Annotated in this window: 10 protein-coding genes and 1 tRNA gene; 6 read left to right on the top strand and 5 right to left on the bottom strand. The window is 62.8% G+C overall.

Features of this window, described 5'->3' with window-relative positions:
- Positions 1-75: 75 nt before the first annotated feature.
- A complete protein-coding gene (locus NKH41_RS02955; protein ID WP_352767121.1) occupies positions 76-1230 on the top strand; it encodes a dihydrodipicolinate synthase family protein in 1155 nt (384 codons plus the stop codon).
- Positions 1231-1392: 162 nt separating this feature from the next.
- The gene (gene fcl / locus NKH41_RS02950; RefSeq protein ID WP_352767123.1) at positions 1393-2355 is read left to right on the top strand and encodes a GDP-L-fucose synthase; all 963 of its coding nucleotides are present in this window, start codon (positions 1393-1395) and stop codon (positions 2353-2355) included.
- A gap of 66 nt (positions 2356-2421) precedes the next feature.
- Here the strand turns inward: fcl and NKH41_RS02945 are convergent.
- A tRNA-Val gene (locus tag NKH41_RS02945) sits at positions 2422-2496 on the bottom strand.
- Positions 2497-2600: 104 nt separating this feature from the next.
- Entirely contained in the window at positions 2601-2963 is a 363-nt protein-coding gene (gene cpdR / locus NKH41_RS02940; protein ID WP_006199474.1) for a cell cycle two-component system response regulator CpdR, read from the bottom strand.
- A gap of 153 nt (positions 2964-3116) precedes the next feature.
- Between cpdR and NKH41_RS02935 the strand changes: the two genes are divergently transcribed.
- Complete coding sequence (locus NKH41_RS02935) at positions 3117-4058, top strand: N-formylglutamate amidohydrolase (protein ID WP_352539364.1); 942 nt, start codon at positions 3117-3119, stop codon at positions 4056-4058.
- A 327-nt stretch (positions 4059-4385) separates the two neighbouring features.
- On the top strand, positions 4386-5159 hold the full coding sequence (hisN, locus tag NKH41_RS02930) for a histidinol-phosphatase (protein ID WP_352564879.1): 774 nt from the start codon (positions 4386-4388) through the stop codon (positions 5157-5159).
- Between the two features lie 144 nt (positions 5160-5303).
- Here the strand turns inward: hisN and NKH41_RS02925 are convergent, their stop codons facing one another.
- Both NKH41_RS02925 and NKH41_RS02920 read right to left on the bottom strand, forming a co-directional pair.
- Positions 5304-5762 (bottom strand): styrene oxide isomerase, encoded by a 459-nt coding sequence (locus NKH41_RS02925; RefSeq protein ID WP_352469520.1) that lies wholly within the window; start codon positions 5760-5762, stop codon positions 5304-5306.
- A gap of 138 nt (positions 5763-5900) precedes the next feature.
- A complete protein-coding gene (locus NKH41_RS02920; protein ID WP_352469521.1) occupies positions 5901-6875 on the bottom strand; it encodes an alpha/beta fold hydrolase in 975 nt (324 codons plus the stop codon).
- Positions 6876-7349: 474 nt separating this feature from the next.
- On the opposite strand from NKH41_RS02920, the gene NKH41_RS02915 reads away from it, so the two are divergent.
- Positions 7350-7814, top strand: a complete 465-nt coding sequence (locus NKH41_RS02915) for an Hsp20 family protein (RefSeq protein ID WP_023675381.1) — start codon at positions 7350-7352, stop codon at positions 7812-7814.
- Between the two features lie 91 nt (positions 7815-7905).
- On the opposite strand, the gene NKH41_RS02910 is transcribed toward NKH41_RS02915, so the two are convergent.
- Complete coding sequence (locus NKH41_RS02910) at positions 7906-8958, bottom strand: threonine aldolase family protein (RefSeq protein ID WP_352767125.1); 1053 nt, start codon at positions 8956-8958, stop codon at positions 7906-7908.
- 475 nt (positions 8959-9433) lie between these two features.
- On the opposite strand from NKH41_RS02910, the gene gltB reads away from it, so the two are divergent.
- Complete coding sequence (gltB, locus tag NKH41_RS02905) at positions 9434-14164, top strand: glutamate synthase large subunit (RefSeq protein WP_352767127.1); 4731 nt, start codon at positions 9434-9436, stop codon at positions 14162-14164.
- The last annotated feature ends 99 nt before the right edge of the window (positions 14165-14263 follow it).

Genomic DNA, 14263 nt, shown 5'->3' with positions numbered 1-14263 from the left:
TGCACGAGGCAGGAGTCAAAATATCTTGATTTGTTGGAACGTTCCATTTAATAGGCGTTGGCAAGGGAGAGAGCCATGGACATCACCTTGCCCGGGGAAGGCGCCGGCCGTGTCCGCTGCCGGCTTGTCGGCCAGCCGGTACAGCCTGTGGCCGGCGCTCGCTTCTCGCGCATCGCCTACGCCGCCGCCCATGTCGTTGCCGATCCCCTCGCCATGACCGATCCGTGGTCGAGGCCCGCGGTCGACTGGGACAAGACGATGGCGTTTCGCCGTCACCTCTGGCGGCTTGGCTTCCGTGTCGCCGAAGCGATGGACACCTCTCAGCGCGGCATGGGTTTCGACTGGGCGAATGCCAAGGAATTGATCCGCCGCTCGATCGCCGAGGCGCGCAGCGTCGAAGGCGCCGCTCTCGCGTCGGGCGCCGGCACCGACCATCTGGCGCCGGGGGGCGCCAGCAGGCTAGACGATGTCATCGCGGCCTATGAAGAACAGCTCGGCTTCATCGAAGGGCTTGGCGGCAAGGCGATCATGATGGCCAGCCGGGCGCTGGCGGGGGTCGCCAAAGGCCCCGACGACTATATCGGCGTCTACGACCGCATCCTGTCCCAGGCCTCCGGCAAGGTCATCCTGCACTGGCTGGGCGACATGTTCGACCCGGCGCTGAAAGGCTACTGGGGCAGCAGCGACTTCGAAACTGCGCTGGAGACGCTGGTCGCGATCATCGAACGCCATGCCGGCAAGGTCGAAGGCATAAAGATATCGCTGCTCGATGCCGGCAAGGAGATTGCGCTCAGGGATCGGCTGCCCGAGGGCGTGCTGATGTTCACCGGCGACGATTTCAATTACCCCGAGCTGATCGCCGGCGACGGCGACAGACATTCGCACGCGCTGCTCGGCATTTTCGATGCCATCGCGCCGGTCGCCAATGCGGCGCTGGCAAAGCTGGCCGACGGCGACCGCGCGGGCTACGACGCGCTGATGGCTCCGACAGTGCCGCTGTCGCGCAAGATCTTCGAGGCGCCGACCGAATACTACAAGGCCGGCATCGTCTTCATGGCATGGCTGAACGGCCATCAGGAGCATTTTTCGATGGTCGGCGGCATGCAATCGGCGCGCGGCATCCGTCACTATGCCGATGTCTTTCGCCTTGCCGACCAGGCAGGGTTGCTGGCCGACCCCGAGCTTGCCATTGCCAGAATGACAAGCCTCTGCACGGTAGCGGGCGTCTGATCGCGAGCGCTACAGCGTCCGATCCAAAGGTTGCTTCGGGTGGCTTTGCGATTTGCCTTGTCTGGGCAAATCTGTATGCGGTATGCGTCCGGCAACAGAGAAGCCGATCCGGCGCTCCGCCGGCCAACTGGCATAGCTGCCGTTCTGCATTGGGGTAAGCTGATGACCTTCGACCTTCAGGGCAAGCGCGTTTTCGTGGCCGGACATCGCGGCATGGTCGGCTCGGCTATCCTGCGCAGATTGGCCGATGAGGATTGCGAGGTCCTGACCGCCTCGCGCGCCGAGCTCGATCTTCTCGACCAGGCCGGCGTGCGGCGCTGGATGGCCGACCGCAAGCCGGATGCAGTGGTGATGGCGGCGGCCAAGGTCGGCGGTATCCTGGCCAACAACAGGCTTCCCGTCGATTTTCTGCAGGACAATCTCGTCATGCAGAACAATGTCATCGACAGCGCCTTCCGCAACGAGGTGCAGAAGCTGCTGTTTCTCGGTTCATCCTGCATCTATCCCAAATTCGCGGCGCAGCCGATCTCCGAGGACGCCTTGCTGACCGGACCGCTCGAACCCACCAACGAATGGTATGCGATCGCCAAGATCGCCGGGCTGAAACTGTGCCAGGCCTATCGGCGCCAGTACGGCGTCGACTACATCTCGGCGATGCCGACCAATCTCTACGGCCCGGGCGACAATTTCGACCTCAATTCCAGCCATGTCGTGCCCGCTCTGATGCGCAAGGCGCACGAGGCCAGGCGCGCCGGCCGCAAGAGCCTGGAGGTGTGGGGATCAGGCACGCCGATGCGCGAATTCCTGCATGTCGACGACGCCGCCGGCGCGCTGGTCTGGTTGCTGAAGAATTATTCGGGCGAGAGCCACATCAATGTCGGCTCGGGGGAAGACATCACCATTGCCGATCTTGCCCGCACCATCGTGTCGGTCGCCGGCGCCGATGCCGCAATAACATTCGATGCGACGAAGCCGGACGGCACGCCGCGCAAGCTGATGGACGTGTCGCGTCTGTTCGCCACCGGCTGGCGCCCGCGTTACTCGCTGCGCAGCGGATTGGAACAGACCTATGCCTGGTTTCTGGAGCACGTCGAGACCGGCGATCTGCGCCTCGGTGCGGCCTGAGGCCGGTATTGGCCGGGAACATCAGTCGACGAAAAATACCGACGGCCAATTGAGGGATTATTTGGATGGTGGGCGTGACAGGGATTGAACCTGTGACCCCTGCAATGTCAATGCAGTGCTCTCCCGCTGAGCTACACGCCCATCCGAAGCCGCGCATACACCATTTTTGGTTCGGCACGTCAATAGCGGGAAAAGGGAAAGAACGCCTGGCTTGCGGCGTCGGTCAAGACGCGACAAAAAGCGCGTCAGGCGGCCTGCAGCATCTTTTCGACTTCGTTGACCAGGTCGCGCAGGTGGAACGGCTTCGATAGTACCTTGGCGTCTTTCGGCGCCTTGGAATCAGGGTTCAGCGCGACGGCGGCGAAGCCGGTGATGAACATCACCTTGAGGTCGGGATCGATCTCCGTGGCGCGTCGGGCGAGCTCGATGCCATCCATCTCGGGCATGACGATGTCGGTCAAAAGCAGCGAAAAAGGTTCCTCGCGCAGCCGCTCATAGGCGCTGGCGCCATTGTCGAAATCGCTGACCTGATAACCGGCGCGCTCCAGCGCCTTGACGAGGAACCGGCGCATGTCGTCGTCGTCTTCCGCCAGCAGAATGCGTGCCATGTTGTCCCGTCCGAATCACCCAACCGACAATGCCGTGCGGCAAGCCCGTTAACCATGCTGTATATGAGGAGGTGACGGTAAACATCAAGTGAACGTTGGCCGCACAATCCTGATTTGGCTGGCGCTTCGGCGGCTGGACATGCGGGCGGCGAGGTGGCACTTTCCCATCATGATGCATTGGTATTCCCGGGTTCGTCCAAATTGAAAACGGCAGCCGAGGATTTTTCGGTCGTTCCACCCTTCGAAATCCGATCGGGCGCCGAACAGCGCGTTCCCTTCCTCTTCAACTCGCCGCATAGCGGCCGCTACTATCCGGACCGGTTCATGGCTATGGCCAAGCTGGACCGCAACGCCATCCGCCGCTCCGAGGACTGCTATGTCGAGGAATTGTTCGGCGGCGCCGTCGCGCTCGGAGCGCCGATGCTGGCGGCAAACTTCCCGCGCGCCTATCTCGACGTCAATCGGGAGCCGTGGGAACTCGACCCGCGCATGTTCGCCGAACCGGTGCCGTCATTCTGCAACATCCGCTCGGCGCGGGTGGCCGGCGGGCTCGGCACCGTGCCCAAGCTGGTCGGCGAGGGGCTCGACATCTATTCCGGCCGCTTGCCGCTGGCGGAAGCCGTGGCGCGCATCGAAGCGGTCTACAAGCCCTATCACGAGACGCTGAAACGGCTTTTGACCAGAACCCATGCGCGCTTCGGCTACGCCGTGCTGATTGACTGCCACTCGATGCCGGCAAGCATAAGGGTCGGCGACAGCGGATTGCGGCCGGATTTCATCGTCGGCGACCGTTTCGGCATCTCGGCCGCGGCGGCGTTGACCGAGACGGCGATCGGCCTGCTCACCGGCATGGGCTACAGCGTCGCCCACAACAAGCCCTATGCCGGAGGCTTCATTACCGAGCACTATGGCCGCCCCGTGCGCCATCTGCATGCGCTGCAGATCGAGGTCAATCGCGGGCTCTACATGAATGAGCGGACGTTCCAGAGATCGGCTGGTTTCGACGCACTGGCCGACGATCTGGCGCGGTTTTCGGCCGAACTGATGGCGATGCCCGATCACAATTTCATGGATCTGCCGCTGGCCGCCGAATAGCCGCGGAATCGCGGTACCGCCGCTCATGCGGCAGCGTAAAAAAAGACCGCATCGTTTGCACGACACGGTCGAAGTCTAGGGAGGAAACGCCCAAGGAGGGCATGGACAGGAACCCCTGTCCGAGAACAAACGTATTGTGCGCTGCACAAATGTCAAGGCGCGTTCCGGCTTTTTTAATTCACTGTGAAGTGGAAACTGCATTTCCATGACGGCGGCGTTGCATTCGAGCAACAGTTGGCACCATGCGAAAGGCTCCGAACGCCCTTGTTTCGGCATAAATCCGTAGGCAAACGGGTATCTCCAAACATGCTGGAGCGGGAGAATCAGTTGGACATCAACATCGAGTTCATGCGGCGCATTGCGCGTGCCGCCGCAGCCGAGACCTTGCCGCGCTTCCGCAACCAGGGCGCGGTCACCAACAAGGAGCGCGGCAGCTTCGACCCGGTCACCGAGGCCGACCGCGAGGCCGAGCGCGCCATCCGGGCGCTGATATCAGCGCAATACCCCGATCACGGCATTCTCGGCGAGGAACATGGCAGCGAAAACATCTCCAGCCGGCATGTCTGGGTGATCGATCCGATCGATGGAACGCGCGCCTTCATTTCCGGCCTGCCGGTATGGGGCACGCTGGTCGGGCTGACGGTCGACGGCGATGCCGTCGCCGGCATGATGTCGCAGCCCTTCACCGGCGAGTTGTTCTACGCCAATGCCTCCGGCTCGCATTATGAAGGTCCCGGTGGCCCCCGAAAACTCGCTACGCGCAAGACGACGAATCTCGCCGAGGCGACGCTGTTCACCACCACGCCGGCGCTGTTCAAGGGAGACGCGCGCCTGCGCTACGACCTGTTCGAGCAACAGGTCCAGCTCGCCCGTTACGGCACCGACTGCTATGCCTTCGCGATGGTGGCGGCGGGCAGCGTCGATATCGTTGCCGATCCCGGATTGAAACCGTACGACATCGTCGCGCTGATCCCGATCATCGAGAAGGCAGGCGGCGTTGTCACCACCTTCGAAGGCGGGCCGGCGGAAAACGGCGGCGACATCCTGGCGGCGGCGACACCGGAGCTGCACGCAGCCGCGATGGCGGCGCTGCGCGGCTGAGCATCCGGTGCACCCACGCGTCTGTTTTGCGCAAATCCGACGGAACCGCGGTACGGTCCTAAAGCAAATCGCGTCGCGTTTGAGTGAACTCATGTGACGCGCTTGTTTTATGCATGTTATCGCAAAACCGCTGCGCGACATGCATTAGCTGTCGGCAGGCCAAGCGTCCGAGAGACGCAGGCCCCACAAAATGAGCACGAAAGAGATGAGGCCGGTCGGCGCGGACGAATACGCCACACCTTTGATCACAGCTTCCTGAAAGGCACTTCCGTGGAAGGCTCCGGCCGCCAACGGCATAGTCTCGTTGCCGGCCGCCCAGGCGCTGGCGATCACGTAGGCGGCCAGGATCGCCAAAGCCGAATAGATCAGCAGCCAGAAAGCAATCCGCGACGTCGCCGCGCCGAGATTGAGCCTAGACCATGTGAGGCCTAGAGCCAGCAAGAGAACGCCCTCCAGGGCGCTGAGCGTGTGCGCGGACAGTCCGAGCCGCGGTGCGGCGAGATACGGTATTGCAAACCCTTCGAATGACGAAAACAGCAGCAGCGCGACGCCAATCTGCAGTAGCCGATGCCCCTGACGTGACAGCGTGTTCGATGCGTTCATGGTCCTTTTTCTCCCGGCGAATGGCCTCCATTCTCTTTGGCAGCAACCTAGCGCTCGATGCCTTAACGGGAATAAGGGGGCACGCTGCGTCGGACAAGCGACCCGTGCGGGCTTTGTTGGCGGGCGCCGGCGAAGCGGTCAAACAGCGTCGCCGGTTCCGGGGATGAAGGCATCGAATGCCGCAAGCAACTGCTCGCGATAGAGGTCGGCTTCCTGGAGGATCTCATGGCGGGCGCCGTCGATCATCACTAGCGAGCCGACGCGCAGACGTCTCGCATAGGCTTCGACTGCCCTGGTCGAGACGACCTGGTCGGCGCCGGCGGCGATCATCAGCAAGGGCACCTGGATCTTGGCCATGAAATCCGGGTCGCTGACGATCAAGGATGCCTCGGTGGCCGCCTTCAGCCAGCGGATCGTCGGTCCGCCGAGCGCCAGCTGCGGATAGGTTTCGTAGATCAGCGTGTTGCGCCGATAGCGTTCCGGGTCGCTGGTCAGCTTGTTTATGGCGAAGGGCACCGATTCCTTGGGCCGCGGCCCCCACGCGGCATAGAGCCGGCCAAGGCCGAGAAGGCAGAACAGCGAACAGAGGCGGCGGACGGTTTTTACCGAAACCGGCAGGTCCGGCACGGTGAAGAACGGTGCGATCAGCACCATGCGGCGCACGCGGTTCGCCATCGAGGGCGCGGCGAGCAGCGCAATCACCGCGCCGGCCGAGTGGGCCAGTATGTAGTAGGGTCCTCGGCAATCGGGCAGCACGATCTCCTCGAAGAACTGCTCCAGATCGCCGGTGTAGTCGAAGAAGCTCCGGACGAAGCCGCGCTGTCGGTCGCCGATCAGCCGGTCGGAAGCGCCCTGTCCGCGCCAGTCGAGGGTTGCCACGCCAAAGCCCCGGTCGGCAAGGTTGCGAATGGTCTCGAAATACTTCTCGATGCACTCGTTGCGGCCGGTCAGGACGACGACGGTGCCCTTCATCGGGCGGGCAACCGCGGCAAACAGCCCATAGCGGATCTTCTTGCCGTCGCGCGTGGTGAAGAAGCCGCCGGCCGCGTTTTCCGGCAGCGGATTGCCCGGAGTTTCCTGGAAGAGAGGGGGCTGGTGGAGAAGATCGGTCATGCGGTTTTTGGTTGGTGTCGGTGCCGGCGTGGGCGCAAGTCAGGCATAAACGCCCATGCGCCAAAAGCAAAGGAATTTGGGACGCCGGGGAGGTCGACCGCCAGGCAGCGAACAAGTAAGGCCGGAAGCAGCCTTGGCGTGCTTCCGGCCTCTGTCGACCGGGAGGAAGGGACGTTACACCCGGTTCGGCCTCGTCGTGTCGCCTTTTTCGCGACCTGTTCGTTATCTCGAGAACAGTTCTAATGCCGCCTGGCTGAACGCTCGCCGAAGCCACGGTTCATCTGCCGTTCATCGGCATCGGGACGTGGGCCGAGACCGGTCCCGTTCGGACGCGGGAAAATCTTGAAATGCCGTCGCCGGCTTCCCAAATTTGTCATGCGGTCGCCAATGTCGGGGCCGCTGGCCCATCCGGAACGCCGTTACGGGTTTCGCACCGGCCATACGCAACCTTGTTGCTCAACAGGAGAACACACCATGCGTCACGTTGATTTTTCCCCGCTCTACCGTTCGACCGTCGGTTTTGACCGGTTGTTCACCATGCTCGATTCGCTTGCGCAGCCGGAAGGCCAGACGTATCCGCCTTACAACATCGAGCGCACGGGCGAGGATGCCTATCGCATCTCGATGGCTGTGGCCGGCTTCTCGGAAGATGAGATTTCGATCGAAGCTCACCGCAATGTGCTGACCGTCAAGGGTGAGCGCAAGGAGGAAGGCAATGGCGAAGGCTCCGAACTGCTCTATCGCGGTATCGCCAGCCGAGCCTTCGAGCGCCGCTTCCAGCTTGCCGATCACGTCGAGGTTGTCGGCGCCGCGCTGAAGAACGGCCTGCTCTTCGTCGACCTCAAGCGCAACATCCCCGAAGAGCTGAAGCCGCGCAAGATCGCGATCACCTCGGCTCCGGCCAAGGCCAAGCAGATCGAGGCCAAGACTGCGGCCTAAGCCAGGCAGCTAAACTCCGGGACGCCAACTCCCCGGGAAGAAAGGGCGGTGCAGCAATGCGCCGCTCTTTTTTGCTGGTGGGCAAGGCTTGCTATCCGGCGAGCAGGTAGCCGAAACGGTCGACCTCGTCGGGCGTGGTCGCGAAGCTGGTGACAAAGCGATAGAGCGCTTCGTCTTCGCCGATGTAGCCGTCGTAGCCGAGCGGCCTGTGCCAGTCGTGGAAGGCCGCCCCTGCCGCTTGCATTCTTTCGGCCTCGGCCTTTTTCATGACCGCGAAGACCTCGTTCGCCTGCGGCAGCCAGGCCAGCCGGGCGGAAGGGGAATCTTCTATCGCCGCGGCAAGCCGTGCCGCCATCGCATTGGCGTGTCGTGCTGTGTCGAGCCACAGCCCACCCCTGAAATAAGCATCGAATTGTGCGGCGATGAAGCGCGATTTCGAGAACAGCTGGGCCGCGCGCTTGCGCAAAAAGGCCAATTCCTTGGCTCGCTCGAGGTCGAACAGCACGATCGCCTCGGCGCACCAACAGCCATTCTTGGTGCCGCCGAAGGAGAGGATGTCAACGCCATGCTTCCAGGTCATTTCGGCCGGCGTCGTTTCCAGCGCGACGAGCGCATTGGCAAAGCGGGCCCCATCCATGTGCAGCGGCAGTCCATGCTGCTTTGCGATCGCCGAAATCCTGGCGATTTCGTTCAGCGTGTAGACGGTGCCGACTTCGGTCGACTGGGTGATCGAAACGGCAACCGGCCGCCCGGAATGGACGTTTTCGGGTGCGAAACGGTCCACCGCCCGTTCCAGATTGCCGGCATCGATCCTGCCGAGTGCGCCTTCGACTGTATAAAGCCGCGAACCGCCGGTGAAATATTCCGGTGCACCGCATTCGTCCTCGATGACGTGCGACTCGCGATGGCAGAAGGAAATGCCGCCTGGCTTGTTATAGGTAGTCAGCGACAGCGAATTGGCAGCGGTGCCGGTGGCGACGAAAAACACCGCGACGTCGCATTCGAAGATCTCATTGAAGCGCCGGTAAACTGCCTTGTCGAGGACGCCGTCGCCATAGGCGGTGGAGAAGCCGTCGGCATGGGCCGACAGGCCGGCAGCGATACGGGGATGGGCGCCTGCCCAATTGTCGGAAGCGAAAATCATGCGTCTGCCTATGCTGGGGAAATCGGTGCGAGCTTGGCCGCTTTCGCATGCCGGCCGCAAGTGGCAGATACCGAAAATCCGCTAAAGCCAGCGAAACGCATGAGCGTAGATGCAGCGACTGAAGGTTACGCTGACACTGCGTTCCGCGCAATTTTCTGTCGCGAAAGCTTCAAGAATTTTGTGAATCGGTCTTGTGTGCATCCAAAATTTCTGTCATAAAAATTTAGGACAGTAGTGCTGTCTTATTTTGTCGCACAAAACTGGCCGCATTGGCATATGATTGCGCCTCTGCGGCCATTGCCGCGAGCGACAGCTAGACAGTCTGGCTCCGGCCTGTACGAATACCATATGCGAACCATGCGGAAAGCCGCACGGTCGGCAAGAATTTCGCAAGACGTGCCGCAGATTGAAAGGGGAGCCACGCGCTTCCCGACGGAAACCAGCGCCCGAAGGGGACGGAACGGAGGACAGGACGATGACGGACATGACGCCATCTGCGACGAAGGCCGCGCAGACGACAGCGGCAGCCGTCAAAAATCCGTCCCTGACCAATATTCGGCGAACCAGCACCGGCTATGCTGCGCACGGCCTCTATGATCCGCGCAACGAGCATGATGCCTGCGGCGTCGGCTTCATCGTCAACATGAAGGGCGTGAAGTCGCACCAGATCGTCGAGGACGGCCTTGCCGTGCTCGAAAACCTGACGCATCGCGGCGCGGTCGGCGCCGATCCGCTGATGGGTGACGGCGCCGGCGTGCTGGTGCAGCTGCCGGACCGCTTCTTCCGCGAGGAGATGGCCAAGCAAGGGGTCGAACTGCCGAAGCCCGGCCACTACGCCGTCGGCCAGGTGTTCATGCCGCGCGACCCGGAGCTGCAGGCGCATATCGAAGGCATCATCGCCGAGGTGGCGCAACTCGAGGGCCAGCCGCTGCTCGGCTTTCGCGACGTGCCGGTCGACAATTCGTCGCTGTCCAAGGCGCCCGACATCGCCGCTTCCGAGCCGGTGCACCGGCAGGTGTTCCTGGGCCGCGGCGCCGAGATCGAGAACGACGACGACTACGAGCGGCGGCTCTACATCCTGCGCAAGGTCATTTCCGGTCGCATCCATGAGGAGACCAAAGGCGTCGACAACGGCTTCTATGTCGTCTCGATGTCGTCGCGGACCATCGTCTACAAGGGCATGTTCCTGGCCTATCAGGTCGGCGCCTACTACAAGGACCTCACCGACCCGCGTTTCGAGACGGCGCTGATCCTGGTCCACCAGCGCTTCTCGACCAACACGTTCCCGTCGTGGAAGCTGGCGCATCCCTACCGCATGGTCGCCCACAATGGCGAGATCAATACGCTGCGCGGCAACGTCAACTGGATGGCGGCGCGGCAGGCCTCGGTCGATTCCGAACTGTTCGGCAACGACATCTCGAAGCTGTGGCCGATCTCCTACGAAGGGCAGTCGGACACCGCCTGCTTCGACAATGCGCTCGAATTCCTGACGCAGGGCGGCTATTCGCTCGCCCACGCCATGATGATGCTGATCCCGGAAGCCTGGGCCGGCAACAAGCTGATGGGTCAGGACCGCAAGGCCTTCTACGAGTATCACGCAGCGCTGATGGAGCCGTGGGACGGGCCAGCGGCGGTTGCCTTCACCGACGGCCGCCAGATCGGTGCCACGCTCGACCGCAACGGGCTGCGGCCGGCGCGCTACATCGTCACCGATGACGACCGCGTCATCATGGCTTCGGAAGCCGGCGTGCTGCCAGTGCCGGAGGAAAGGATCGTCAAGAAGTGGCGGCTGCAGCCCGGCCGCATGCTGCTGATCGACCTGGACAAGGGCCGCATCGTTTCCGACGAGGAAATCAAGTCGGAGATCGCGACCAGGCATCCCTACAAGAGCTGGCTCGCCAACACACAGCTCATCCTCGAGGATCTGAACCCGGTCGAGCCGCGCGCCCTGCGCAGGGATGTCTCACTGCTCGACCGCCAGCAGGCGTTTGGCTACACCCAGGAGGACACCAAGCTGTTGATGTCGCCGATGGCGACCACCGGCCAGGAAGCCGTCGGGTCGATGGGTACCGACACGCCGATTTCGGCAATGTCGGACAGATCGAAGCTGCTCTACACCTATTTCAAGCAGAATTTCGCACAGGTCACCAATCCGCCGATCGACCCGATCCGCGAGGAGCTGGTGATGAGCCTGGTGTCCTTCATCGGGCCGCGGCCCAACATCTTCGATCTTGTCGGCAATTCGCGCCGCAAGCGGCTCGAAGTGCGCCAACCGATCCTGACGAATGGCGATCTGGAGAAGCTGCGCTCCGTCGGCCACACCGAAGACCGTTTCGACACCAAGACGATCGACATCACTTACGGTTCGAATGAAGGCGCGGCCGGCATGCAGGGCGCCATCGACCGGCTGTGCGAGCGCGCCGAGGCGGCGGTCGCCGGCGGCTACAACATCATCATCCTTTCGGACCGTCAGCTCGGGCCGGATCGCATTGCCATTCCGGCGCTGCTGGCAACGGCGGCCGTGCACCATCATTTGATCCGCAAGGGATTGCGCACCTCGGTTGGGCTCGTCGTGGAATCCGGCGAGCCGCGCGAGGTGCATCATTTCTGCTGTCTCGCCGGCTACGGCGCCGAGGCGATCAATCCCTATCTCGCTTTCGACACGCTGCTCGACATGCACAAGCGTGGCGAATTGCCAGCGGAGGTCGATGCCTACGAGGTCGTCTCCCGCTACATCAAGTCGATCGGCAAGGGCATCCTCAAGGTGATGTCCAAGATGGGCATCTCGACCTACCAGTCCTATTGCGGCGCGCAGATCTTCGACGCCATCGGGCTCAAGTCGGATTTCGTGCAGAAGTACTTCACCGGCACGGCGACGCTGATCGAAGGCGTCGGGCTGGACGAGATCGCCGCCGAAACGGTCAGCCGCCACACCGACGGCTTCGGCAACGACCCGGTGCTGCGCAACAGCCTCGAGGTCGGCGGCGAATACATGTTCCGCATGCGCGGCGAGGCCCATATCTGGTCGCCCGACGCAGTGGCGACCTTGCAGCACGCCGTGCGCCAAGGCTCGTGGGAGACGTTCAAGGACTATTCCGCCCAGATCGACAGCGAGACGGCGCAGGCGCAGACCATTCGCGGCCTGTTCAAGATCAAGCTTGCGCAAGAGACCGGGCGCAAGAAGGTCAAGCTCGACGAGGTGATGCCGGCGGCCGATATCGTCAAGCGCTTCTCGACCGGGGCGATGTCCTTCGGCTCGATCTCAAGGGAAGCGCACACGACGCTGGCGCGCGCCATGAACGCCATCGGCGGCAAGTCGAACACCGGCGAGGGCGGCGAAGAGGCCGATCGCTATCTGCCACTGCCGGGCGGCGGCAAGAACCCCGAACGCTCGGCGATCAAGCAGGTCGCCTCGGGACGCTTTGGCGTCACGGCGGAGTATCTTGTCAATTCCGACATGATGCAGATCAAGGTCGCGCAAGGGGCGAAGCCAGGCGAGGGCGGCCAGCTGCCGGGTCACAAGGTCGATGCGACCATAGCAAAGGTCAGGCACTCGACGCCGGGCGTCGGCCTGATCTCGCCGCCGCCGCATCACGACATCTATTCGATCGAGGATCTGGCGCAGCTCATCTACGACCTGAAGAACGTCAATCCGGCGGCCGACGTATCGGTCAAGCTGGTCTCGGAAGTCGGCGTCGGCACGGTTGCGGCCGGCGTCGCCAAGGCGCGTGCCGACCACATCACCATATCAGGCTATGACGGCGGCACCGGTGCCTCGCCGCTGACCTCGCTCAAGCATGCCGGCAGCCCGTGGGAGATGGGCCTTGCCGAGACGCACCAGACGCTGGTGCTCAACGGCCTCAGGTCGCGCGTCGCGCTGCAGGTCGATGGCGGCCTGCGCACCGGGCGTGACGTCATTATCGGCGCACTGCTCGGCGCCGACGAGTTCGGCTTTTCGACCGCGCCGTTGATCGCGGCCGGCTGCATCATGATGCGCAAGTGCCATCTCAACACCTGCCCCGTCGGCGTCGCGACACAGGACCCGGTGCTGCGCAAGCGCTTCAAGGGCACGCCCGAGCACGTCATCAACTTCTTCTTCTATGTGGCGGAAGAGGTGCGGGCGCTGCTTGCCGAGATGGGCTACACCCATCTCGACCAGATCATCGGCGACACCGACCTTCTGGAAAAGCGCGAGCTGATCCAGCACTGGAAGGCACGCGGGCTCGACTTCAGCAAGATGTTCTACAAGCCCGATGCGCCGCACGAGGCGGTGCACTGGACCGAGCGGCAGAAGCATCCGATCGACGACGTGCTCGACCGCAAGCTGATCGACCTCGCAAAGCCGGCGCTCGAAGCCAGGCAGCCGGTCAGTATCGAACTGCCGATCCGCAACGTCGACCGTTCGACCGGCGCCATGCTGTCGGGCGAGGTGGCAAAGCGCTTCAAGCACAAGGGCCTGCGCGAGGACACGATCTCGGTCAAGCTCACCGGCACGGCCGGCCAGTCCTTTGGCGCCTTCCTGGCGCGCGGTGTCTCGTTCGAACTGGTGGGCGCCGCCAACGACTATGTCGGCAAGGGCCTGTCGGGTGGCCGCATCGTCATCCGCCCGCCGGAGAACACGAAAATCGTTGCTGCCGAGTCCATTATTGTCGGCAATACCGTGCTCTACGGCGCAACCGAGGGCGAGGCCTATTTCTGCGGCGTTGCCGGCGAGCGTTTTGCCGTGCGCAATTCGGGTGTCGCCGCCGTCGTTGAAGGCGTCGGCGACCATGGTTGCGAATACATGACTGGCGGTATCGTCGTCGTCATCGGCCAGACCGGCCGCAACTTCGCCGCCGGCATGTCGGGCGGCGTCGCCTATGTGCTCGACGAGGCGGGTGATTTCGCCGAACGCTGCAACATGGCGATGGTCGAGCTGGAGCCGGTTCCGGAAGAGGACGACCTGATGGAAAAGCTGCTCCACCATGGCGGCGATCTCGACCATAAGGGCCGTGTCGACGTATCCGGCGATATGACCAGCCATGACGAGGAGCGGCTCTACCAGCTGATCTCCAACCACGTCCACTACACCGGCTCGGTACGAGGTCGCGAAATCCTCGACGACTGGGCGACTTTCCGGCCGAAATTCCGGAAGATCATGCCGGTCGAATACCGCCGCGCGCTGATCGAGATGGAGCGGATGCGCATGAACGTGGCGGCGGAATAGATTTGGAAATTGCCGGGAGGCCATGCGTCCCGGCAACCATCTTCATCAACAATCCTGACCTCGGACTGAAGGTTGCCACAGCTGCCTTATGAGGTTAAC

This window comes from Mesorhizobium sp. M1169 (genome assembly GCF_040318345.1).
In the GTDB taxonomy this organism is placed as follows: Bacteria; Pseudomonadota; Alphaproteobacteria; order Rhizobiales; family Rhizobiaceae; genus Mesorhizobium.
This window is presented reverse-complemented; position numbering and strand designations above follow the sequence as displayed.